This window comes from Pseudomonas sp. R1-7 (genome assembly GCF_051132105.1).
Taxonomy (GTDB): domain Bacteria; phylum Pseudomonadota; class Gammaproteobacteria; order Pseudomonadales; family Pseudomonadaceae; genus Aquipseudomonas.
Map to the genome: position 1 here is coordinate 4622644 of NZ_CP071661.1, position 22841 is coordinate 4645484.

19 protein-coding genes and 2 tRNA genes are annotated in these 22841 nt (G+C 60.9%); 16 read left to right on the top strand and 5 right to left on the bottom strand.

Going from position 1 to position 22841, the window contains the following annotated elements; all coding sequences use genetic code 11:
- The first annotated feature begins 21 nt into the window (after positions 1-21).
- Both J3P79_RS20660 and pdeM read left to right on the top strand, forming a co-directional pair.
- Positions 22-2508, top strand: coding sequence for a ligase-associated DNA damage response DEXH box helicase (locus J3P79_RS20660; protein WP_434605423.1), 2487 nt, complete (start codon positions 22-24; stop codon positions 2506-2508).
- A complete protein-coding gene (gene pdeM, locus J3P79_RS20665) occupies positions 2508-3164 on the top strand; it encodes a ligase-associated DNA damage response endonuclease PdeM (protein ID WP_434605424.1) in 657 nt (218 codons plus the stop codon). The genes J3P79_RS20660 and pdeM overlap by 1 nt, the downstream gene beginning before the upstream one ends.
- 35 nt (positions 3165-3199) lie before the next feature.
- Here the strand turns inward: pdeM and J3P79_RS20670 are convergent, their stop codons facing one another.
- Positions 3200-3406 (bottom strand): hypothetical protein, encoded by a 207-nt coding sequence (locus tag J3P79_RS20670; protein WP_039594500.1) that lies wholly within the window; start codon positions 3404-3406, stop codon positions 3200-3202.
- A 102-nt stretch (positions 3407-3508) separates the two neighbouring features.
- Positions 3509-4075 carry a dCTP deaminase gene (gene dcd, locus J3P79_RS20675; protein WP_003184751.1) on the bottom strand — a complete coding sequence of 189 codons (567 nt, stop codon included), beginning with the start codon at positions 4073-4075 and terminating at the stop codon, positions 3509-3511.
- Positions 4076-4428: 353 nt separating this feature from the next.
- Between dcd and J3P79_RS20680 the strand changes: the two genes are divergently transcribed.
- Positions 4429-4638, top strand: a complete 210-nt coding sequence (locus J3P79_RS20680) for a cold-shock protein (protein ID WP_002554837.1) — start codon at positions 4429-4431, stop codon at positions 4636-4638.
- 135 nt (positions 4639-4773) lie between these two features.
- Here the strand turns inward: J3P79_RS20680 and J3P79_RS20685 are convergent, their stop codons facing one another.
- A complete protein-coding gene (locus tag J3P79_RS20685) occupies positions 4774-5781 on the bottom strand; it encodes a DUF481 domain-containing protein (protein ID WP_434605426.1) in 1008 nt (335 codons plus the stop codon).
- Positions 5782-5930: 149 nt separating this feature from the next.
- On the opposite strand from J3P79_RS20685, the gene J3P79_RS20690 reads away from it, so the two are divergent.
- From J3P79_RS20690 to J3P79_RS20705, 4 genes are all read left to right on the top strand, one after another.
- Positions 5931-6290 carry an MGMT family protein gene (locus J3P79_RS20690; protein ID WP_434605427.1) on the top strand — a complete coding sequence of 120 codons (360 nt, stop codon included), beginning with the start codon at positions 5931-5933 and terminating at the stop codon, positions 6288-6290.
- A gap of 44 nt (positions 6291-6334) precedes the next feature.
- Positions 6335-7906: an AmpG family muropeptide MFS transporter gene (locus tag J3P79_RS20695; protein ID WP_434605429.1), complete on the top strand. Its 1572-nt coding sequence runs from the start codon at positions 6335-6337 to the stop codon at positions 7904-7906.
- Between the two features lie 144 nt (positions 7907-8050).
- Positions 8051-9766 (top strand): proline--tRNA ligase, encoded by a 1716-nt coding sequence (locus J3P79_RS20700; RefSeq protein WP_434605430.1) that lies wholly within the window; start codon positions 8051-8053, stop codon positions 9764-9766.
- 17 nt (positions 9767-9783) lie between these two features.
- Positions 9784-10737, top strand: coding sequence for a hypothetical protein (locus J3P79_RS20705; RefSeq protein ID WP_434605431.1), 954 nt, complete (start codon positions 9784-9786; stop codon positions 10735-10737).
- 44 nt (positions 10738-10781) lie between these two features.
- Here the strand turns inward: J3P79_RS20705 and dinB are convergent, their stop codons facing one another.
- Positions 10782-11843: a DNA polymerase IV gene (gene dinB / locus J3P79_RS20710; RefSeq protein WP_434605432.1), complete on the bottom strand. Its 1062-nt coding sequence runs from the start codon at positions 11841-11843 to the stop codon at positions 10782-10784.
- Between the two features lie 282 nt (positions 11844-12125).
- Here dinB and J3P79_RS20715 point away from each other — a divergent pair.
- The 4 genes from J3P79_RS20715 to J3P79_RS20730 all read left to right on the top strand — a co-directional run bounded on the left by J3P79_RS20715 (position 12126) and on the right by J3P79_RS20730 (position 16581).
- Positions 12126-12202 (top strand) — tRNA-Met (locus tag J3P79_RS20715).
- A gap of 220 nt (positions 12203-12422) precedes the next feature.
- Positions 12423-12499 (top strand) — tRNA-Met (locus tag J3P79_RS20720).
- 225 nt (positions 12500-12724) lie between these two features.
- Complete coding sequence (mprF, locus tag J3P79_RS20725; RefSeq protein ID WP_434611563.1) at positions 12725-15292, top strand: bifunctional lysylphosphatidylglycerol flippase/synthetase MprF; 2568 nt, start codon at positions 12725-12727, stop codon at positions 15290-15292.
- The gene (locus tag J3P79_RS20730) at positions 15292-16581 is read left to right on the top strand and encodes a virulence factor family protein (RefSeq protein ID WP_434605433.1); all 1290 of its coding nucleotides are present in this window, start codon (positions 15292-15294) and stop codon (positions 16579-16581) included. The genes mprF and J3P79_RS20730 overlap by 1 nt, the downstream gene beginning before the upstream one ends.
- 68 nt (positions 16582-16649) lie before the next feature.
- Here J3P79_RS20730 and J3P79_RS20735 read toward each other — a convergent pair whose 3' ends face one another.
- Positions 16650-18491: a potassium transporter Kup gene (locus J3P79_RS20735; protein ID WP_434611566.1), complete on the bottom strand. Its 1842-nt coding sequence runs from the start codon at positions 18489-18491 to the stop codon at positions 16650-16652.
- A 335-nt stretch (positions 18492-18826) separates the two neighbouring features.
- On the opposite strand from J3P79_RS20735, the gene rimO reads away from it, so the two are divergent.
- From rimO to tsaA, 5 genes are all read left to right on the top strand, one after another.
- Complete coding sequence (gene rimO, locus J3P79_RS20740) at positions 18827-20167, top strand: 30S ribosomal protein S12 methylthiotransferase RimO (protein ID WP_030139428.1); 1341 nt, start codon at positions 18827-18829, stop codon at positions 20165-20167.
- 136 nt (positions 20168-20303) lie between these two features.
- Entirely contained in the window at positions 20304-20777 is a 474-nt protein-coding gene (locus J3P79_RS20745) for a GNAT family N-acetyltransferase (protein WP_434605434.1), read from the top strand.
- Between the two features lie 81 nt (positions 20778-20858).
- On the top strand, positions 20859-21569 hold the full coding sequence (locus J3P79_RS20750) for an rRNA pseudouridine synthase (protein ID WP_039594359.1): 711 nt from the start codon (positions 20859-20861) through the stop codon (positions 21567-21569).
- Positions 21570-21626: 57 nt separating this feature from the next.
- Positions 21627-22088: a DUF1456 family protein gene (locus J3P79_RS20755; protein WP_039594358.1), complete on the top strand. Its 462-nt coding sequence runs from the start codon at positions 21627-21629 to the stop codon at positions 22086-22088.
- 8 nt (positions 22089-22096) lie between these two features.
- Entirely contained in the window at positions 22097-22795 is a 699-nt protein-coding gene (gene tsaA, locus J3P79_RS20760; protein ID WP_434605436.1) for a tRNA (N6-threonylcarbamoyladenosine(37)-N6)-methyltransferase TrmO, read from the top strand.
- Positions 22796-22841: the final 46 nt, after the last annotated feature.

The following is a 22841-nucleotide window of genomic DNA, read 5'->3' on the forward strand; positions in this document are numbered from 1 at the left end:
TTCAGGGCGCACGCGGCAGGCATGGCGACATCCAACAATTTCGCAAAACAGTGGTTCGACGCCCGCGGCTGGAAGCCGTTCGCTTTTCAAAAACAGTTGTGGGCCGCGGTCAAGCGTGGCGAGTCGGGGCTGCTGCATGCCAGCACCGGCGCCGGCAAGACTTACGCCGTCTGGTTCGCCGCCCTCAATCGTTTCGCGCGCTCGATGCCGCCGCCGGATACACCGCGCAAACGCAAACCACCAGCCGAACCGTTGACGGTATTGTGGATTACCCCAATGCGCGCGTTGGCCGCCGACACCGCCAAAGCCCTCGAAGCGCCGCTCACGCCGCTGCACATCCCTTGGACCGTCGGCCTGCGCACCGGTGATACCAGCGCCAGCGAACGTGCCCGCCAAGGCCGGCGCCTGCCCACGGCGCTGATTACCACGCCTGAGAGCTTGACCCTGATGCTGGCCCGCGCCGACGCGCAAACCGCCGTTTCGACGTTGCGCATGGTCGTGGTGGATGAATGGCACGAACTGCTCGGCAACAAACGTGGCGTGCAACTGCAACTGGCCCTGGCTCGCTTGCGCCGCTGGCATCCCGAGCTGATTGTCTGGGGAGTCTCCGCGACGCTGGGCAACCAGGCCCACGCCGAACAGGTGTTGATCCCGCAAGGCAACGGCATCAGCGTACAGGGCGCCAACGCCAAGACCCTGCAAGTCGATACGCTATTGCCGCCGACCCTGGAACTTTTCCCCTGGGCCGGGCACATCGGCTTGAAAATGCTGCCCCAGGTCGTCGCCGAAATCGATATCAGCAGCAGTTGCCTGGTCTTCACCAATACCCGGGCGCAGTCGGAAATCTGGTATCAGGCGATCCTCGAGGCACGTCCGGATTGGGCCGGGCTGATCGCGCTGCATCACAGCTCGTTGTCCCGCGACACCCGGGACTGGGTCGAGCAGGCTCTCAAGGACGGCCAACTCAAAGCAGTCGTGTGCACGTCCAGCCTGGATCTGGGCGTGGATTTCCTACCGGTGGAACGCGTGCTGCAAATCGGTTCGGCCAAAGGCGTCGCACGATTGATGCAGCGGGCCGGACGCTCTGGCCACGCACCGGGCCGAACCTCTCGAATAACCCTGGTGCCGACCCACAGCCTGGAATTGATCGAGGCCGCCGCCGCGCAGGATGCCGTGGCGCAGCGACGCATCGAGCCCCGCGAATCGCCCCGCAAGCCCTTGGACGTCTTGGTCCAGCATCTGGTCAGCATGGCCTTGGGCGGCGGTTTCACGCCGGATGAATTATTCGACGAGGTGCGCGGCGCTTGGGCCTACCGCGACCTGAACCCTGCCGAATGGGCATGGGCCCTGGCGTTCGTGCGCCACGGCGGGCTGTCATTGACAGCCTACCCTGACTACCGGCGCGTCGAACCGGACGAACACGGTATCTGGCGCGTACCTGACGCCCGCCTGGCCCGACGCCACCGCATGAGCATCGGCACCATCGTCAGCGACGCCAGCCTGCAACTGAAATTCTGGAGCAAAGGCGGCGGTGGCAAGACCCTGGGCAGCGTGGAGGAAGGCTTTATCGCACGGCTGCGCCCCGGCGACGGGTTTCTGTTCGCTGGACGACTGCTCGAACTGGTCCGGGTCGAAGACATGACGGCGTATGTGCGGCGCAGCCAGGCGAAAAAAGCTGCCGTGCCACGCTGGAACGGCGGGCGCATGCCACTTTCCAGCGAACTCGCCGCCGCCGTCGTGGCGCGCCTGAGCGAGGCCGCCGCAGGTCATTTCGAAGGCCCGGAAATGCAAGCGGTGCAGCCGCTATTATCAACGCAACTGCGCTGGTCCGGGCTGCCCACGCAGGGTTCGTTGCTGGCCGAAGCGCTCAAGTCCCGGGAGGGCTGGCACCTGTTCCTGTATCCGTTCGCCGGACGCCAGGTGCATCTCGGGCTCGCCAGCCTGTTGGCCTGGCGCGTCAGTCAGCGACAACCGATAACGTTTTCCATCGCGGTCAATGACTACGGCCTGGAACTGCTCAGCGCCACCGAACTGGATTGGTCAGCGCACCTGAACCCGGCGCTCCTGCGTACCGACAACCTGCTGCCCGACGTTCTCGCCAGCCTGAATGCCGGAGAGCTGGCCCTTCGGCGCTTTCGCGAGATCGCCCGGATCGCCGGCCTGGTATTCGCCGGTTATCCCGGCGCGCCGAAGAGCACCCGGCAAGTCCAGGCCTCCAGCGGGTTGTTCTATCAAGTGTTCAAACAATATGACGTCGATAACCTGTTGCTGGCCCAGGCCGGCGAGGAAGTCCTGCGCGAAGAATTGGATATACGCCGCCTGGAGCAGACCTTGGAACGCCTCGATACGTTGAAGCTGGACCTGCATGTCATCAAGCGTCCTACCCCACTGGCCTTCCCGCTGCTGGTAGAGCGATTGCGCGAAAGCATGAGTTCGGAAAAGCTCGCCGATCGCATCCGCCGAATGGTCAGCGACCTGGAACGAACCGCTGATAAAGGAAATGCCTGATGCCTGCGCCCTACCCCGTCAACCTTGCCGGCGAAGAGCTTTGGCTGCTGCCAGAGAAAGCGCTGTATTGGCCAGCCCAGGAAACCTTGATGGTGGCCGACGCGCACTTCGGCAAGGCCGCAGCCTATCGCAGCCTCGGTCAACCGGTGCCCCACGGCACGACGGCGAGCAATATCGCCGTGCTGGATAGATTGCTGGCGAGCCTGCCGTGCCGACTGTTGATTTTCCTCGGGGATTTTCTTCACGGGCCAGGTTCCCATGCCCCTGGCACCTTGAAGGCACTGGCCGATTGGCGTGAAAAGCATCAACAACTGGCCATCACGCTCATACGCGGCAACCATGACAAACGTGCCGGCGATCCGCCGACGACAATGAATATCCGGGTCGTTCCGGAGCCGTTGCTGCTGGGCCCATTCGCCGTGCAACACGAGCCGACGCCGCATTCGAGCCGACACGTGTTGGCCGGCCACGTACACCCGGTCTATCACCTGACCGGCAAAGGCCGGCAACGGCTGCGCCTGCCGTGTTTCCGCCTGGGCAGCGATGCCAGCCTACTGCCAGCCTTCGGTGCATTCACCGGAGGCTACCGGGTCGAGCTGGACAACGACTGCAAGATATTCGTGGTCGGCGACAACGAAATATGGCCCGTCAGTTGAAGCACATTGGCGTCAACTGACGGGCCATATCTTGATCAGGCTACGGGCGCAGGAGGCGGCTCGTCGGGAAGCGTCGGTTCACCGGGCTCGGTGGGATCCGTTGGATTGGGGTCAGGATCGGGGTCACCCGGAATGCCGCCTGCCGCTTCAGCAGGATGGGCCAGCAGTGACCAGGCCAGGACGCCGATCTGATTGGGCTCAAGCCTTGCCAGTTCGGCACTGATTCGCGGATCGATCTTCATAGAGCTACTCCTGAGCGAAGGCCCATTGGGCTGACGCAAAAAAACGGGCAGTACACTTCATAGAGTGCCTGCCCGCCCAGGAATTCCAACAGCTCGTCAGAATCAGGTACGCGGCAATGTCACGCCGCGCTGGCCTTGGTATTTGCCGCCACGATCCTTGTAGGAGACTTCGCACTCCTCATCGGACTCAAGAAACAACATCTGCGCCACGCCTTCGTTGGCGTAGATCTTCGCCGGCAGGGTCGTTGTATTGGAAAATTCCAGGGTCACATGGCCTTCCCACTCCGGTTCCAGCGGCGTGACGTTGACGATGATGCCGCAGCGGGCGTAGGTGCTTTTACCCAGGCAGATGGTCAGCACGTTGCGCGGAATGCGGAAGTACTCGACGGTGCGGGCCAGGGCGAAGGAGTTCGGTGGAATGATGCAAACGTCGCTCTTGACGTCGACGAAGCTCTTTTCGTCGAAATTCTTCGGGTCGACGGTGGCCGAGTTGATGTTCGTGAATACCTTGAATTCATCGGCGCAGCGCACATCGTAGCCGTAGCTGGAAACACCGAAGGAAATCAGCCGGTCGGCGCCTTCGCCACGCATCTGGCGCTCTACGAAGGGCTCGATCATGCCGTGCTCTTGCGCCATGCGGCGAATCCACTTGTCCGATTTGATGCTCATGGCGGTTTCCTGAAATAGCGAGGTGGAAAAAAACTGTCCGGCATCTTACCGGGGCGCGGAGCGGGTTCAAAGTGCGAGACGCAAATCTCGGCGATCCACCTTGATTTCCGGGGCCCGGCAGCCAACGCGCGTGCCGTCAGTCATTAAAACCGAGAAACCTTCGCAAAGACCATTGGCACGTTCCGGAAAAAGGGTTAAGGTGGCGTCACTGTGCTGCTTGTGTCACTGAGAATCTCTACACGATATGTTGAATTTCGATCCAACCATCTACAAGAATTTTTCCTGCTCTTTGCACTCAGTCTCGGCCAGGGTTCTTCCTGAGTCGCAGTTATCTTTGTTCAAGGAGTTACACCATGTCTAATCGCCAAACCGGTACCGTTAAGTGGTTCAACGATGAAAAAGGCTTCGGCTTCATCACCCCACAATCCGGTGACGACCTGTTCGTTCACTTCAAAGCTATCCAATCCGACGGCTTCAAAAGCCTGAAAGAAGGCCAACAGGTTTCTTTCATCGCTACCCGCGGTCAGAAAGGCATGCAAGCTGAAGAAGTTCAAGTTATCTAACTTGTCCTTGCTTTAGTAAGAAGCCCCGCCCTTAAAAGCGGGGCTTTTTTGTGCCTGTCGATTTTTCAGTCGCAAAAAAAATCCTGTGGGAGCGAGCTTGCTCGCTCCCACAGGATTTAGTTGGTTAGCCTGGAATCACCAGGTCACGCCAAACCCGGCCGTGTAGCGCGTCTTGCTCAGGTCGCTGTCTTCCGTCCCTTCGATCACGTCCTTCTCGGCCTTGAGGTTGAGCGATGCCCAGTCGGTCACCTTGTAGCGCAACCCGACCTCGGCGTCATAGGCGTACTCGGCTACGCCGGACAATGGCTTGCCCACTTCGCCATTGGTGAACAACTCGACGCGCTTGCCGATCAGGTAGCGGTTGTAATCCCACTTCATCGCCACGGAATAGAAATTGTCCGTGCCGCCATCACGGTACTCGTAATCGGTGCGGTTGAGCAGCGACCCCAGGGAGAATGCACCCAGTTCATCGTCCCAGAACTGATAACCCGGACCGGTACCCACCACACGCTGGCGAGCGAGGTCTTCGACCTTGTCGCGCTTGTAGTTCAGACGACCTTGCCAGAACCATTTATCCGTCAGGAATCGGTCGAGGGAATATTCCAGCCGCCAATTGTCAGCCGACACCACATCGTCCTGGAATTCACGGTTGTATTCGCCCTCGGCGGTGTGCCGCCACCTGCCATGGCGCGCCGACGTCTTGAAGTCGATATCGTAATCGTCGGTATCGGCCTCCGCGCGCTGATAATCCAATGCGGCGTCGATATTGCCTTTCCAGACCAGATCTTCGACCACCGGCTTGGGCTTGAGAATCTGCTGGATACTCGCCAGCTCGACGGTCTTGGGGGCGTCACCGTTGGCCAAGGTCACCTTGCCATCCTCGGCCGCCTGCAACGCCTTGGCCTTTTCGCCAGTGTAGGCGTCCTGCTTGACCAGCAACTGCTGATCGCTTTCAAGGGTCTTGACCTGTTTCCAGTCGATAGGGACCGCGCCGGCGTAATCGGTCTGGATCAGCAACTTGCCGCCATCGAAAACGGTGATCTTGCCGCTGAGCTTGTCGCCGTTCTTCAACCAGACGGTATCGGCAAGCAAGGGCATGGAGGCGCTCGTAACAGCTAGGCACAGCAGGGTTCTGGACAACATAAGCGATAATGGGCTCAAGTTTTCGGTGAAAAGGCGGCATTATCCCCCGGGATGACACCTCAGGAACGACTGACCTGCTTATGGATGATGAGTTCATTTATCAACACGCTCTGTAGGAATTAATCTACAGACGGACACTTTCAGGAACCGTGCTTGTGACTGACACGCCTGCGGACACCGAGAACGCCGCCCATATCCGCCGCACCACGCTTTATCTGACCCTCGCGCAGGTGCCCGCCGGCAAGGTCGTGACGTATGGCCAGCTCGCCGAGATGGCCGGCCTGGGGCGCGCCGCGCGCTGGGTCGGACGCACCCTCAGCCAATTGCCGAACGACACCAAGCTGCCCTGGCATCGCGTGCTGGGTTCGGGTGGCCGGATCAGCCTGCCGGCGGGCAGCGCATCAGGGGACGAACAACGCGCACGCCTGCGCACGGAAGGGATCAGTATCCTGAACAATCGTGTTGATATTCAGCGCCATGGCTGGCGCCCGGTAGAGCACAGCGGTTAGAGTGCGCGCTTTGTTTTCGCAATTTTTGAGGCAGACTCCAGCCCATGCCCCGTAAAACCTGGCGCGCCGCCCTCGCCGCCTATGCCAGTCCTTCGACGCTCGTGCTGTTGCTGCTAGGCTTCGCCGCCGGCTTGCCGTACATGCTGGTGTTCTCCACGCTCTCGGTCTGGTTGCGCGAAGCCGGCGTGGCTCGCGAGACCATCGGTTACGCCAGCCTGATCGGCCTGGCGTACGCCTTCAAATGGGTCTGGTCGCCATTGCTGGACCAATGGCGCCTGCCATTGCTGGGTAAGCTGGGGCGTCGTCGGTCGTGGCTGGTGCTTTCACAGGGGCTGGTCATCCTGGGTTTGGTGGGCATGGGCTTCTGCGATCCGCAGAAGCACCTGTCCTGGCTGATCGCAATCGCCGTGATAGTGGCTTTCGCCTCCGCCACCCAGGACATCGCTGTCGATGCCTATCGATTGGAAATCGTCGACGACACCCGCCAGGCCGCGCTGGCCGCCAGCTACATGTCCGGCTATCGGATCGCCGCCCTGCTGGCAACCGCTGGTGCGCTGTTTTTCGCCGAAGGCTTCGGCTCCACCGGGTTCAGCTACAAGCATTCGGCATGGGCCGGCACGTACCTGCTGTTCGGCCTGTTGATGGTGCCAGCATTGCTGACCTCGCTGTTCATGCGCGAGCCACCCGTGCCACTGCGCACCCAGTTACAGGCCGGTCGCTATACCTTCGTCCATCAATTGGCGTCGGTCTTCGTCTTGATCGTGCTGCTGGTGTCGGTCCCGGCGATGTTCACCCAGCTCTATAACACCAACTTCGCCAGCGTGCTGTTCGAAGGCGTCAGCCTGCTCGACCTGCTGCTCGAAGATCGGGCCTTCCTGCGCGCCATTCTCTATATCATCCTGACGGCCGTATGCCTGTCCTCCATGGGCCGTCGCGGCCTGGCGCCCGTGCTGACGCCGGTCAACGACTTCATCCTGCGCTACCGCTGGCAGGCGCTGCTGCTGCTCGGCCTGATCGCCACCTACCGGATGTCCGACACGGTCATGGGCGTCATGGCCAACGTCTTCTACATCGACCAAGGGTTCACCAAGGATCAGATCGCCAGCGTCAGCAAGATCTTCGGATTGATCATGACGCTGGTGGGCGCCGGCATGGGCGGCCTGCTCATCGTGCGATTCGGCATCTTGCCGATCCTGTTCATTGGGGGCGTGTCTTCGGCAGCCACCAACATCCTGTTCTTGATGCTCACGGACATGGGCGCCGACCTGCAGATGCTGATTGTCACCATCTCCCTGGACAATTTCAGCTCGGGCCTGGCGACTTCGGCATTCGTCGCGTACCTGTCCAGCCTGACCAACCTGAAGTTTTCGGCCACGCAGTACGCCCTGCTCAGCTCGATCATGCTCCTGCTGCCGCGCTTGATCGGCGGTTACTCCGGGGTCATGGTGGAGAAGTTCGGCTACCACGACTTTTTCCTGATCACCGCCCTGCTTGGCGTTCCGACCCTGCTGTTGATCGCGCTGCACTGGTACCAGGAAAACCGCCGCCAGGGCTCGACGCCTGGATCGGAGTCGGAGCCGGAATCGCCGCCGACCCGGCCCGCCCAAGAGTCGTAGCCCCCAAAGTCGTAGGAAAACTCATCAGGTGCCGAAGAAACCGGCGCCTGGATCCGGCAACAGGCCACGCGCCTGTACGCCAGGGCATCTCGCCCGTACAATGCTGCGTCACTTCTCGTCATCAGCAACCGACAACGGCCAACCATGCGCACCAGTCAATTTTTGCTCGCCACACAGAAAGAAACGCCTTCCGACGCCGTCGTGATCAGCCATCAGCTGATGCTGCGTGCCGGCATGATCCGCAAACTCGCCTCGGGCCTGTACACCTGGCTGCCGATGGGCCTGCGGGTCATGCGCAAGGTCGAAGCCATCGTCCGCGAAGAAATGGACGCCGCCGGCTCTCTGGAAGTGTTGATGCCGAGCACCCAACCGGCCGAGTTGTGGCAGGAGTCGGGACGCTGGGAGGAATACGGTCCTGAGCTGCTGCGCATCAAGGACCGTCACGGTCGCGACTTCTGCGCGGGCCCGACCCACGAAGAAGTGATCACCGACCTGATGCGCAACGAGTTGAGCAGCTACAAACAGCTGCCGATCAACCTGTACCAGATCCAGACCAAGTTCCGTGACGAGATCCGTCCGCGCTTCGGTCTGATGCGCGGTCGCGAATTCATCATGAAGGATTCCTACTCGTTCCATGCCGACCTGGCGTCGCTGCAGGTCACCTATGACCGCATGCACCAGGCGTACTGCAACGTGTTCACCCGCCTGGGCCTGAAATTCCGTCCGGTTGAAGCGGACAACGGCTCCATCGGCGGTGCCGGTTCCCACGAATTCCACGTACTGGCCGAGTCCGGCGAAGACGACATCGTCTTCAGCAACGGCTCCGACTACGCCGCGAACATCGAAAAAGCCGAAGCCGTGCCACGGGAAACCTCCCGCGCTGCGCCGACCGAAGAAATGCGCCTGGTCGATACGCCAAACGCCAAGACCATTGCCCAATTGGTGGAAGGCTACAACCTGCCGATCGAACGCACCATCAAGACCCTGATCGTGCGCGCGGAAGAAGAAGGCAAGCTGATTGCGCTGATCGTCCGTGGCGACCATGAGCTGAACGAAATCAAGGCCGCCAACCAGCCTGGCGTCGCCAGCCCACTGGTCATGGCCACCGACGCCGAGCTGCGCGACGCCATTGGCGCCGGTGCAGGCTCCCTCGGCCCGCTGAACCTGCCGTTGCCGATCATCATCGACCGCTCGGTGGAGTTGATGAGCGACTTCGCCATCGGCGCCAACATCGATGACAAGCACTACTTCGGCGTGAACTGGGAACGCGACCTGCCGGTTCCAACCGTTGCGGACCTGCGTAACGTCGTGGCTGGCGATCCAAGCCCGGACGGCAAAGGCACCCTGGAAATCAAGCGCGGCATCGAAGTCGGCCACATTTTCCAGCTGGGCGACAAGTACAGCAAGGCGATGAAATGCGAAGTGCTGGGCGAGAACGGCAAGCCGGTCACCCTGCAGATGGGCTGCTACGGCATTGGCGTGTCCCGCGTGGTGGCGGCGGCCATCGAGCAGAACAACGACGAGAACGGGATCATCTGGAGCGACACACTCGCGCCGTTCCAGATCGCCCTGGTGCCGCTGCGCTATGAAACCGAACAAGTTCGCGAAGCGACCGACAAGCTCTACGCCGAACTGACAGCCGCCGGCTTCGAAGTGCTGCTGGACGACCGCGACAAGAAAACCAGCCCTGGCATCAAGTTCGCCGATATGGAGCTGATCGGTATCCCGCACCGGATCGTGGTCAGTGATCGCGGCCTGGCCGAAGGCAACCTGGAATACAAGAGCCGCACCGAAGCCGAGCCGCAAGCACTGCCGGTCGCCGACGTGCTCTCCTTCCTCCAGGCCCGTATCAGCCGCTGAGACCAGATAGAGACGTCATGTTCAAGCGAAACACCTTAGGCCTCGGGGGCGCCGCGCTGTGCGGCGCCCTGCTGGTCAGCGGCTGCGCCAACCAGATGTCGCAACGCAACGAGCACGAAGAACGGATCGAGCGCAAGCTGCTCGACCATAGCCTGCTGATCGATGTGGGCGAACCCAAGGTGCTCGACTTGCCGCAGCGCCGGGTTCGGATCAATGAGCAGAAGACTTTCGAAGTCACCGAATTCGAAGTCACCCGGCACTACGATCGCTACACGCCCTACCAGCCTTGGCGGGAGGTCTACGAGATTCCGCTGGGCGCGGTGGCGGTGGTCGCCGGTGTCGGCGCGAACGTGGTCAATGTGTTCGCCCTGGGCACCCTGCCTGACACCGCGACCCGCGACTGGATCAGCTACGGCTTCGCCGGCCTGAACCCGTTCATGAACGTACCCTCCAACGGCCGGGCGCAACAGAACCTGGCCGGTATCGATGAAGTCCAACGCGACAAGCGCACGGAGCACTCGAGCCTGCCCTGGAGCGAACGCCCGGTGCAGGTGAAGGCCGCTCGCCAGACGTTCGAAATGAGCACAGATCGCAACGGTGTGTTGCGCTTGAACCTGCTGGAAAGCCCGTTCGCCGAGCATGACCTGAGCCAGTTCGGCAAATTGCAGATCAGCGTGACGGATGCGCAGGACGAGGTGCACACCGATTCATCCCTGAGCGTCAGCAGCACGCTACGCAGCAAGCTGGTCGAAGCCCACGCACTGATCTATGACGACCTGGAAGATGACGAAGTGAGCCAGTGGGTTCACCGGGTCAAACGCCTGTCGGAACTGGGGCTTGAAGAAGAAGCCAGTGAGCTTGAACAAAGCCTGATCGAACTGACCCGCAACGATCCGGAATTGCAGACCGAGTTCCTGAAGGCGCTGACCAGGGACGGTGGACGGTTGGTGGCAGATCCTGGGGCGAGCTGACCTTGCCTGGGCGAGGGGATTGCTCCCCTTGCTCCCACGCGTGCTCAACGCTCGAACAACTCCAATTGCTCATACCCGCCCCGCAAATCCTCCAGCCGCACCCCTATACCCAATAACCGCACCGGCTTACCGCCACGATTGAATGCCTGGGTCAGCAGCAATTGATAGCTGCCCAAATCCCGCCCAGCCCCAGCCTGCTCCAACGTGGTCTGGGTGAAGTCATGGAATTTGACTTTGACGAACGGTTTGCCTGGGCGATAACTGCTGTCGATCCGCGCCATGCGCCCTCCGAGGGTTTGCATCAGCTCCGGCAACTTGTCGAGGCAGCTCTTCAGGTCGGGCAAATCCACGTCGTAGGTATTTTCCACACTGATGGACTGGCGACGGCTGTCGTTGTGCACCAGACGCTCATCGATCCCACGGGCAAGGCTCCAGAGTCGCTCGCCAAAACTGCCAAATTCGCGCACCAGCGCCAGCTTGTCCCACTCGCGCAAGTGCAGGCAATCGGTGATGCCGAGCCTATTCAGTTTGTCGGCGGTCACTTTGCCAACACCGTGGAGTTTGTTTACCGGCAATGCGGAAACGAAATCTTCCACCTGGTCAGGCGTAATGACGAACAAACCGTTGGGCTTCTTCCAGTCGCTCGCGATCTTGGCGAGAAACTTGTTCGGTGCAACGCCGGCAGACACAGTGATGTGGAGTTGATTGGACACGCGCCGGCGGATGTCCTGGGCGATACGCGTGGCGCTGCCGCCGAAATGCGCACTCGCGGAGACATCCAGATAAGCCTCGTCGAGCGACAGTGGCTCGATCAGGTCGGTGTAATCGCTGAAGATCGTGTGAATTTCCTTCGACGCCTCCCGGTAGGCATCCATCCTTGGCTTGACGATGGTCAGGTCAGGACAGAGTTTCAAAGCATGACCGGAAGACATGGCCGAGCGCACTCCATACGCCCGCGCCTCATAGTTGCAGGTTGCGATCACGCCACGGCGGTCCGCCGAGCCTCCGACCGCCAACGGCTTGCCGGCCAGCCGCGGATCATCGCGCATTTCGATAGCGGCATAGAAGCAGTCGCAGTCGACGTGGATGATTTTGCGTTGTGTCATAGAAAAGCGGCACACGGGATTGAATCGGGACGCCAGTATCTCATTCGAACCTGTATATAGCACCAGTACTTTGAAAGATCCTTCATTGAACCGGCAAAATCCCTACATGAATGGATTTTTTCAATCACCGGGGGCTGACCAATAGGGGCCAGCCCTTGCCGGGCGTGCGTCACAGCGCTGTCACATGGCCCCTGGCTAGGGCTAACCACTTGAAGCGGAACATGTTTTTTCCACACAGGGGTTGACAGTCTGCCGATCCTCTGTAGAATGCCGCCACACAGACGCGGGATGGAGCAGTCTGGTAGCTCGTCGGGCTCATAACCCGAAGGTCGTCGGTTCAAATCCGGCTCCCGCAACCAAACATCAAGAAAGGCTACTCGAAAGAGTGGCCTTTTTTGTGCACGCCTGTTTTGTCGGCCTCTGCCGAACCACGCCCCTGACGTCCGTGGTCCTCACTGAAGCTTGTAGGACAATTTCCTTTTGTTTTCGCGCATTTAGGCGAACCAGCCGTTTATTTCACCCGGCTCTCTATTAACGGTTGACACTCTGGCGTTCGCCTGTAGAATGCCGCCACACAGACGCGGGATGGAGCAGTCTGGTAGCTCGTCGGGCTCATAACCCGAAGGTCGTCGGTTCAAATCCGGCTCCCGCAACCAAACATCAAGAAAGGCTACTCGAAAGAGTGGCCTTTTTTGTGTGTGTCGAAAAAGCTCCATTACAAATATTTTGTAATTATTTTCTTCCGCAGGGATTGGTAACTTGGCCGGATACCCCCATCCTGTCGCGCATAGCTCAAGAGGTGATTGATGCGCGCCCACTCGTCTGACCCACAAGACACAGTTACTGCAACACAACCGATCAAGGCCGAGCGACTGCGCTGGATGGAGCGGATCAGCCAGTACCGCCAACCCATTGGCCTCGCTGTCACGTTGCTGTTGTTTGCAATCGCCTTGATTGCCTGCCGCCATCTCCTGAGCGAACTCGACCTCTACGCCCTGCACGACTCGATCCTCGATGTGCCCAGGCCGGCACTGCTCGGAGCCATCGCCGCGACCGTGGCCGGTTTCATCATCCTGCTGGGCTACGAATGGTCCGCCACCCGCTACGCAGGCGTGAAACTGCCACCGCAGACCTTGATCCTGGGCGGGTTCAGCGCCTTTGCCATTGGCAATGCCATCGGCCTTTCGCTGTTATCGGGCGGCTCGGTTCGCTATCGCCTGTACGCCCGCCATGGCTTGGGGGCGTCGGATGTCGCGCACATGACCTTGTTCGCCAGTTTGTCCCTGGGCTGCGCACTGCCGCCCTTGGCCGCCCTGGCGACGCTGAGCAATTTGCCCGCGGCGTCCGCCGCCTTGCATCTTCCAGCTACGTTGCTGGGGTCGATCGCTGTCGCGGTGCTTCTGCTTACCGGTGTACTGGCGGTGGGTATCTATCGTCGTCGCTTGCCGGAACAACCCTACCGCGACAGCCTGCTGGTCAAGGCCGGGCGCAGGACCCTGCGACTGCCGGGCCGACGCCTGACGTTGCTGCAGTTGGTCATTACTGCGCTGGATGTCGCCGCTGCCGCGACGGTGCTCTATCTGTTGCTGCCCGAAGCGCCACCGTTCGGCCCGTTCCTGCTGGTGTACTTGCTCGCGCTGGCCGCCGGTGTCCTCAGTCACGTGCCGGGCGGGGTCGGGGTATTCGAAGCGATCCTGCTGGCCGCGTTTGCCGATAAACTCGGAGCCGCGCCGCTGGCCGCCGCCCTCCTGCTGTATCGCCTGATCTACGTGCTGCTGCCGATGTTGGTGGCGTGCGTGCTTCTGCTGATCAATGAGGCGCAACGACTGTTCCAGACGCGCCAGTCCCTGCGGGCGGCGTCCGGTTTCGCGGCGCCGATCCTGGCGGTGTTGGTGTTCTTGTCGGGCGTGGTACTGCTGTTTTCCGGGGTGACGCCCGAGATCGACACGCGCCTGGAGCACATCGGCTTTCTGATTCCTCATCGACTGGTGGACGCCTCGCACTTTGGCGCCAGCCTGATTGGCGTGCTGTGTCTGTTGCTGGCCCAGGGCTTGCGCCGTCGTCTGTCCGCCGCCTGGATGCTCACCACCGTGCTGTTGCTGGTAGGCGCCCTGCTCTCGCTGCTCAAGGGTTTTGATTGGGAGGAAGCCACGCTGCTGACCCTGACGGCCGCCCTGCTCGCAATATTCCGGCGTTCGTTTTATCGACCCAGCCGCCTCACCGAGCTGCCGTTCTCGCCACTGTTCCTGATCGCCAGTCTTTGCGTCCTGGGCGCATCGATCTGGCTGCTGTTGTTTGCCTATCAAGACGTGCCCTACAGCCATCAACTGTGGTGGCAATTCACCTTGGATGCCGACGCCCCCCGGGGCCTGCGCTCGCTGTTGGGCGCCGCTGTGCTACTGGTGGTGGTATCGCTGACCTGGCTGCTGCGCACCGCGCGACCGGTGATTCACTTGCCCACGGCGCAAGAGCTGGAACGTGCCAAGGCCCTTCTCATGGCCTCTTCCCAACCCGACGGCGGCTTGGCCCTGACCGGCGATAAGGCGCTGCTGTTTCACCCCAACGACGAAGCGTTCCTGATGTATGCCCGTCGTGGCCGCAGTCTTGTCGCGCTGTACGACCCGATCGGGCCGAGCCAGCAACGGGCGGAAATGATCTGGCAGTTCCGTGACTTGTGCGACGTCTACCACGCCCGGCCAGTGTTCTATCAGGTCCGTGCCGAGAATCTGCCGTATTACATGGACATCGGCCTGACCGCGATCAAGTTGGGCGAAGAGGCGCGGGTCGACCTCAAGCGCTTCGATCTCGAAGCCAAGGGCAAGGAGATGAAGGACCTGCGCTACACCTGGAATCGCGGCACCCGCGACGGCCTGTCGCTGGAGATCCACGAGCCGGGCCAGGCGCCCATGGATGAGCTGAAAGTCATTTCCGATGCCTGGCTGACCGGCAAGAATGTGCGGGAAAAAGGCTTCTCCCTCGGGCGCTTCAGCGATGATTACCTCAAGCATTTCCGCATCGCGGTGATTCGCTTCGAAGGCCGGCCGGTGGCGTTCGCCAACCTGCTGGAAACCTATAGCCACGAACTGGCGAGCCTTGACCTCATGCGCGCCCACCCGGACGCGCCAAAGCTGACCATGGAATTCATGATGGTCGGCCTCATCCAGCATTACAAAAATCACGACTACGCTCGCTTCAGCCTCGGCATGGTCCCACTGTCGGGCCTGCAACCGCGGCGCGGTGCACCGCTGACCCAGCGCCTGGGTTCGATGGTGTTTCGCCGTGGCGAGCAGCTCTACAATTTCCAGGGGCTGCGCCGCTTCAAAGACAAATTCCAGCCTGACTGGGAACCTCGTTACATGGCCGTGCCCGCCGGACTTGATCCGCTGGTGGCGCTGGCCGATACCGCTGCCCTGATTGCAGGCGGCCTGACTGGATTGGTGAAACGCTGATGATGCAACGCTCGTGGCGATACGTAGTGGCCGCCCTGCTGGTGCTGGCTGTGATTCTCGGCGGCGGCTACTGGTATTGGAACCGCCCTGCCCCGCAACCGACCCTGGAACAACTGGAACCCGCCGACGGCGTACCGATGACCCGCGTCGTTCCCGGTTCCAAGCCCCGTGCCCAGGTACTGGTGGCGGTCAATGAAGACCAGAAGCTCAGCGACACCCAATTGACGACCCTCAGCCGCAGCGGCTCGGCAGAAATAGTCCAGGTGATCCTGCCCAAGGACTGCATGTTGCAGGGCCGCGCCCTGCAGGCCGGCCTGAGGGAGCTGCATGGCCCGGCCACGCTGGTCAGCGGCATCGGCCCCGGCGCCGTACTGGCCTGGCGCTGGCTGGCCGAGCAGAAGGACGACAAGGCCCGGGCCGTCTCGGTGGACCTGGCCCTGGAAAAGCCCGGCTGCACGCACCTGCTGCCCAAGAGCGCCGCCCACGGTCGTTGGCTGGTCGCCTGGAACGATAACCCCGACGACACCAGCGCCGGGTTCGTTCGCGATCAATCCAATGCCGAAACCAGCATCAGCGACTACGACATCAACCTCCCGCAAGTGCTGAACAACGAACTGCGCAAGATTTTGGTAGGTGCCGACAAGGGCAAGGGCGGCCTGAGCATCCCGGTGGTGGAAGTGCCCGCCAGCCAGGCCCGGGATACCGTGACCCTGTTCCTTTCCGGCGACGGTGGCTGGCGCGACCTGGACCGCGACGTGGCCGATGAAATGGCCAAGGTCGGCTATCCGGTCGTCGGGATCGACACCCTGCGCTACTATTGGCAGCACAAAAGTCCCGAACAGAGCGCCGCCGACCTGACCGAGCTGATGCAGCACTACCGCCAGATCTGGGGCACCAAGCGCTTTATCCTGACCGGCTATTCCTTCGGCGCCGATGTGCTGCCGGCGATCTACAACCGCCTGCCGGCGACAGAGCAACAGCGGGTCGATGCAATCATCCTGCTCGCCTTCGCCCGCACCGGCAGCTTCGAAATCGAAGTCGAGGGCTGGCTCGGCAACGCCGGCACCGAAGCGGCCACCGGTCCGGAAATGGCCAAGCTGCCTGCCGAGAAGGTGGTGTGCATCTACGGTGCCGAAGAGGCCAACGAAAGCGGCTGCACTGACAAGACCGCCGTGGGAGAAGTCATCAAGTTGCCTGGCGGCCACCACTTCGATGAAAACTACCCGGCCCTGGCCAAGCGGTTGATAGGCGAGATCGACAAGCGCCAGAACAAACCTGCCGTGCAGTAAGCAGGGATAAGCCTGGCGAAAGCCCCCATCGCCGCACGGCAATGGGGGCTTTTTTTGTTTTCCTGGTACTACATCTCGACCTGTGTCCCCAGCTCAATCACCCGATTCAACGGCAGATTGAAGAAACGCAGGTTGCCGTTGGCATTCTTCAACATGAAGGCGAACAACGACTCACGCCAACGAGCCATGCCTTCGAGCTTGGAGGCGATGACGGTCTCGCGACTGAGGAAATAGGTAGTGCGCATCGGACTGAAATCCAGGTCGTCCAAATGGCACAGCTTGAGCGCCTCGGGCACGTCCGGCTCGTCGGTGAAGCCGAAGTGCAGAATCACGCGGAAGAATCCGTCGCCGTAGGCATCGACCTCGAAGCGTCGCTGCGCTGGCACGCGGGGGATGTCTTCGTATACCACCGTCAGCAACACCACCTGTTCATGCAGCACTTGGTTGTGCAACAGGTTGTGCAGCAGCGCGTGAGGCACGGCGTCCGAGCGTGCAGTCAGGAACACGGCAGTGCCCTTGACTCGATGGGGAGGCTGGACACGGATGCTGCTAATGAATATTGGCAGAGGCAACGCCCCCTCATCCAATCGATCCACCAGCAATTCCTTGCCACGCTTCCAGGTTGTCATCAGAACGAACAGCACAATCCCAGCCAGTACCGGGAACGCACCGCCCTGCACGATTTTCGGTACGTTGGCGGCAAAGAACAGGCTGTCCACCAGTAAAAAACCTGCCAACAGCGGCACCGTCAACAGGGGCGGCCATTTCCACAGCAGCAACGCCACCGCCGACACCAGAATACTGGTAATCAGCATGGTTCCGGTCACCGCCACGCCATAGGCCGACGCCAAGGCTCCGGACGACTCGAAACCGAGCACCAATAGGATCACACCGACCATCAACGCCCAGTTCACCGCGCCAATGTAGATCTGCCCTTGCTCGGCACTGGAGGTGTGCTGGATATGCATGCGCGGGATATACCCCAACTGGATGGCCTGTCGGGTCAGGGAGAATGCGCCGGAAATCACCGCTTGCGAGGCGATGACGGTGGCGAGAGTCGAGAGCACGACCAGCGGTACCAAGGCCCAGTCCGGCGCCAACAGATAGAATGGATTGCGCGCGGCCTCCGGATTTTCCAACAACAAAGCGCCCTGGCCGAAATAATTGAGCACCAATCCCGGCAGCACGAGGGCGAACCAGGCCCGAGCGATGGGTTTGCGCCCGAAGTGGCCCATGTCCGCGTACAACGCTTCAGCGCCGGTCAGCGCCAATACCACTGCGCCCAGGATGGCGACGCCTACGCCCGGATGAACCATAAAAAAGCGCACGCCCCAGGCAGGGTTCAGGGCATTGAGTACTTCGGGATGTTGCGCGATGCCATGGATGCCCAACCCTCCGAGCACCACGAACCACAGCACCATGACCGGCCCGAACAGTTTGCCGATCCGGTCGGTACCATGTTTCTGGATCAGAAAAAGCCCCACCAGGATCACCAGCGACATGGGCACGACCCAGTGTTCCAGGCCATCGAAGGCCACCTCCAACCCCTCTACTGCCGACAGGACAGAAATGGCCGGGGTGATCATGCTGTCACCATAAAACAGCGAGGCACCGACCAACCCGAGAATAACCAACGCCGTGCGTAACCTGGGATAGGAGACGGATGCCCGACGGGCCAGCGCCGTCAGCGACATGATGCCGCCCTCGCCCTGGTTGTCCGCACGCAGGATGAACAGCACGTATTTGATCGAGACCACCCAGACCAGCGACCAGAAAATCAGCGCAAGGATCCCGAACACGCCGTCATGGTTGACCTGCACCCCATACTGGCCGGAAAACACTTCCTTAATGGTGTACAACGGGCTCGTGCCGATATCGCCATAAACCACCCCCGCAGCCGCGACCAGCATGCTCAGCGGCTTGGCTGCCGAATGCTCGGCACCCGCCGCCTGACTACTTGCATGACCCATCCAACACTCCTGATTTTCCAGACCTGCCTTCTTGAAATAAGCCGTACGCTTTGTGAAACAGCATGGGCGGTTTTACGCTTTGTTACAGACATTTTGTTGACTGTAACAATCGCCAGAAGGCAAAGGCGCGAAGCATAGCGCAGCACTCGTCGCATTTCCCGGTATAAAGCTGGTCAAGTGCGACGACCACGGATAGAATTGCGCACTTTTTGATCAGAGGCGCGCCAGGCGCCCTGTCTCGACAAGAGACGATCCCCCTTACACCGAGGTTAGACATGTCCACCACTACCGCGCCAGCCAATCCCAAGGTTGGCTTCGTATCCCTGGGTTGCCCGAAAGCGCTGGTCGACTCCGAGCGCATCCTGACCCAGCTGCGCATGGAAGGTTATGACGTTGTGTCCACTTACCAGGACGCCGACGTGGTGGTGGTCAACACCTGCGGCTTTATCGATTCGGCCAAGGCTGAATCCCTTGAAGTGATCGGTGAAGCCATCAAGGAAAACGGCAAGGTCATCGTCACCGGTTGCATGGGCGTGGAAGAAGGCAATATCCGCGACGTGCACCCGAGCGTGTTGTCCGTGACCGGGCCGCAGCAGTACGAGCAAGTGGTCAACGCCGTGCACGAAGTCGTGCCACCACGCCAGGACCACAACCCGCTGATCGACCTGGTGCCGCCGCAAGGCATCAAGCTGACCCCGCGCCACTATGCCTACCTGAAGATTTCCGAAGGCTGCAACCATAGCTGCAGCTTCTGCATCATCCCCTCTATGCGCGGCAAACTGGTGAGCCGCCCGGTCGGCGATGTGCTCGACGAGGCCCAGCGCCTGGTCAAGGCCGGCGTCAAGGAACTGTTGGTGATTTCCCAGGACACCAGCGCCTACGGCGTCGACGTGAAATACCGCACCGGCTTCTGGAACGGCGCGCCGGTGAAAACCCGCATGACCGAGCTGTGCGAAGCCCTCAGCACCCTCGGCGTCTGGGTCCGCCTGCATTACGTCTACCCGTACCCGCATGTCGACGAACTGATCCCGCTGATGGCGGCTGGCAAGATCCTGCCGTACCTTGACATCCCGTTCCAGCACGCCAGCCCGAAAGTCCTCAAGGCCATGAAACGCCCGGCCTTCGAAGACAAGACCCTGGCGCGCATCAAGAACTGGCGCGAAATCTGCCCGGACCTGATCATCCGCTCCACCTTCATCGTCGGCTTCCCCGGCGAAACCGAAGAAGACTTCCAGTACCTGCTGGACTGGCTGACCGAAGCCCAGCTCGACCGTGTCGGCTGCTTCCAGTACTCGCCCGTCGAAGGCGCACCGGCCAATGACCTGAACCTGGATGTGGTGCCGGACGACGTCAAGCAGGACCGTTGGGAGCGCTTCATGGCGCACCAGCAGGCCATCAGCTCGGCGCGCCTGCAGATGCGCATCGGCCGCGAAATCGAAGTGCTGGTGGACGAAGTCGACGAACAAGGCGCCGTGGGTCGCTGCTTCTTCGACGCTCCGGAAATCGACGGCAACGTATTCATCGACAACGGCAGCAATCTCAAGCCGGGCGACAAGGTCTGGTGCAAGGTTACCGACGCCGATGAGTATGATTTGTGGGCTGAGCAGATCGGCTGATCTGCCGCCTCAAAGATTCACCGCTGGTTGTTCCAACAGCAAAAAATTGAAAGCCCCGCTCTTGCAACAAGATGCGGGGCTTTTTTACGGCTATCGTATGCAGACATGAAAACTCCACCACAAGGAACAGGCGGACATGCGCCAGCATTCGGTCATCTGCACACCGAAACCGAGCGATTATCAGGAATTGACCCGCGTCTGGGAGGCATCGGTACGGGCCACCCACGATTTCCTGCCCAACAGCTATATCGAGCTGCTGAAAAACCTCGTGCTCACGCGTTACCTGGACGCGGTGATGCTCATCTGCACCCGGGATTCACGACAGCGCATCACGGGCTTCGCCGGGGTCGCGGCCGGCAAGATCGAAATGCTGTTCATCGACCCCGAGCATCGCGGCCAAGGCCTGGGCAAACAATTGCTGCGCTATGCCATCGAACACTTGAACGCCGATGAGCTGGACGTCAATGAACAGAACCCTCAGGCCCTCGGCTTCTACCTCAAGCAAGGGTTCGAAGTCGTCGGTCGTTCGGCCAAGGATGGCATGGACCAGCCCTACCCGCTGCTGCACATGCGTTACAAGCAGCCCGACCTGAAGGCTGGGCGCGGCTAAAAACGGCATGAGGCAAATGGACCCGCGATTAACCGGCGCCAGACAGGTACAATGCCCACCCCTTTTTGTTACGGCCCCGTCATGACTGACCCGATTCGTCTCTCCAAGCGTCTCATCGAACTCGTCGGCTGCTCCCGTCGGGAGGCTGAGCTGTTCATCGAGGGCGGCTGGGTCACCGTGGACGGCGAAGTCATCGATGAACCGCAGTTCAAGGTCACCACCCAAAAGGTCGAACTCGACCCCGAAGCAAAGGCCACCGCGCCGGAGCCAGTGACCATCCTGATGAACGTCCCGGCGGGCATGGATGTCGACACGGCCATGGCAACCCTGGGACCGCAGACCTTGAGCGAAGAACATCGCTTCGGCAAGCGTCCGCTCAAGGGCCACTTCCTGCGCCTGACCGCCAGCGCCGATTTGCAGGCCGGCGCCAGCGGGCTCCTGGTGTTTACCCAAGACTGGAAAATCCTGCGCAAGCTTACGGCCGACGCGGCCAAGATCGAGCAGGAATACGTAGTTGAAGTCGAGGGCGAGATGGTCGCCCACGGCCTCAATCGCTTGAACCACGGGCTGACTTACAAAGGCAAGGAGTTGCCGGCGGTCAAGGCCAGCTGGCAAAACGAAAACCGCCTGCGCTTCGCCATGAAAAACCCGCAACCGGGCGTGATCGCGCTGTTTTGCCAAGCCGTCGGCCTCAAGGTCGTCGCCATCCGCCGCATCCGCATCGGCGGCGTGTCCATCGGCAAAGTGCCCCTGGGCCAGTGGCGCTACCTGTCTGCCAAAGAGAAATTCTAATTTTCCGGCGCCGCAACGAACCGGCGCGCCCACTGCCGATTCATCAGGATTACACACATGATTCACAACGACGTACTGCGCAGCGTGCGCTACATGCTGGATATCAGCGACAAGAAAGTCATCGAGATCATCAAGCTGGGCGGCCTGGACGTCACCTTGGCGGACCTGGCCGGCTACCTCAAGAAAGACGAGGAAGAAGGCTTCGTGTTCTGCCCCGACCTGGTCATGGCCCACTTTCTCGATGGCCTGGTGATCTTCAAGCGCGGCAAGGATGAAAGCCGTCCACCGCAGCCGATCGAAGTGCCGGTCACCAACAACATCATCCTGAAAAAACTGCGCGTGGCCTTCGAACTGAAGGAAGACGACATGCACGCGATCCTCAAGGCGGCCGAGTTTCCGGTGTCCAAGCCGGAACTGAGCGCGCTGTTTCGCAAGTTTGGCCATACCAACTACCGGCCGTGCGGCGATCAGTTGCTGCGCAATTTCCTCAAGGGCCTGACGCTGCGCGTTCGCGGCTGAAAACCCCGATGATCTACAATGTTTCCCCTATCGGCGTCGTCCGCTCCTGCTTCAAGGAGAAGTTCGCCATTCCGCGCCAACCGCAACTGGCCCCGGCCGCGCGCGGGGTGCTGGAACTGGTCGCGCCGTTCGATCAAGGGGATGCGGTGCAGGGCCTGGAGCAGGTCAGCCATGTCTGGTTGCTGTTCCTCTTCCACCAGGCCCTGGAAGACAAGCCGCGGTTGAAAGTGCGACCGCCGCGCCTGGGCGGCAACAAATCGATGGGCGTATTCGCCACTCGCGCCACCCACCGTCCCAACGGCATCGGCCAATCGGTGGTGAAGCTGGAACGGGTCGAAGCCGGTCGCTTGTGGATATCGGGAATCGATCTGCTGGACGGCACGCCCGTATTGGATATCAAGCCCTACGTGCCCTACGCCGACATCATCAGCTCAGCCTCCAACAGCATCGCCAGCGCCGCGCCTGACTTGATTCCGGTGCAATGGACGGACACCGCCCTGCTCCAAGCGCGCGACCATGCCGTGCGCCTCGAAGAGCCCTTGGTGGAGCTGATCGAACAATGCCTGGCCCAAGACCCACGCCCGGCGTATCAGGTTCCTACAGCTGAAAGGGAATACGGTGCGCAGTTCTGGGATCTGGATGTCCGTTGGCACTATCCGAAGCCGGGATTGATTCGGGTGTTGGAAGTCGTTCCAGCGATTAAATAAAACGCCGGAACGAAAAAGCCCGCGCGGCCTTCATCAGGCGGCGCGG

Coding starts and splice junctions, on each gene's coding strand:
- J3P79_RS20660 (WP_434605423.1), top strand. CDS start 22: ATGGCGACATCCAACAATTTCGCAAAACAGTGGTTCGACGCCCGCGGC.
- pdeM (WP_434605424.1), top strand. CDS start 2,508: ATGCCTGCGCCCTACCCCGTCAACCTTGCCGGCGAAGAGCTTTGGCTG.
- J3P79_RS20670 (WP_039594500.1), bottom strand. CDS start 3,406: ATGAAGATCGATCCGCGAATCAGTGCCGAACTGGCAAGGCTTGAGCCC.
- dcd (WP_003184751.1), bottom strand. CDS start 4,075: ATGAGCATCAAATCGGACAAGTGGATTCGCCGCATGGCGCAAGAGCAC.
- J3P79_RS20680 (WP_002554837.1), top strand. CDS start 4,429: ATGTCTAATCGCCAAACCGGTACCGTTAAGTGGTTCAACGATGAAAAA.
- J3P79_RS20685 (WP_434605426.1), bottom strand. CDS start 5,781: ATGTTGTCCAGAACCCTGCTGTGCCTAGCTGTTACGAGCGCCTCCATG.
- J3P79_RS20695 (WP_434605429.1), top strand. CDS start 6,335: ATGCCCCGTAAAACCTGGCGCGCCGCCCTCGCCGCCTATGCCAGTCCT.
- J3P79_RS20700 (WP_434605430.1), top strand. CDS start 8,051: ATGCGCACCAGTCAATTTTTGCTCGCCACACAGAAAGAAACGCCTTCC.
- J3P79_RS20705 (WP_434605431.1), top strand. CDS start 9,784: ATGTTCAAGCGAAACACCTTAGGCCTCGGGGGCGCCGCGCTGTGCGGC.
- dinB (WP_434605432.1), bottom strand. CDS start 11,843: ATGACACAACGCAAAATCATCCACGTCGACTGCGACTGCTTCTATGCC.
- mprF (WP_434611563.1), top strand. CDS start 12,725: ATGGAGCGGATCAGCCAGTACCGCCAACCCATTGGCCTCGCTGTCACG.
- J3P79_RS20730 (WP_434605433.1), top strand. CDS start 15,292: ATGATGCAACGCTCGTGGCGATACGTAGTGGCCGCCCTGCTGGTGCTG.
- J3P79_RS20735 (WP_434611566.1), bottom strand. CDS start 18,491: ATGCTGGTCGCGGCTGCGGGGGTGGTTTATGGCGATATCGGCACGAGC.
- rimO (WP_030139428.1), top strand. CDS start 18,827: ATGTCCACCACTACCGCGCCAGCCAATCCCAAGGTTGGCTTCGTATCC.
- J3P79_RS20745 (WP_434605434.1), top strand. CDS start 20,304: ATGCGCCAGCATTCGGTCATCTGCACACCGAAACCGAGCGATTATCAG.
- J3P79_RS20750 (WP_039594359.1), top strand. CDS start 20,859: ATGACTGACCCGATTCGTCTCTCCAAGCGTCTCATCGAACTCGTCGGC.
- J3P79_RS20755 (WP_039594358.1), top strand. CDS start 21,627: ATGATTCACAACGACGTACTGCGCAGCGTGCGCTACATGCTGGATATC.
- tsaA (WP_434605436.1), top strand. CDS start 22,097: ATGATCTACAATGTTTCCCCTATCGGCGTCGTCCGCTCCTGCTTCAAG.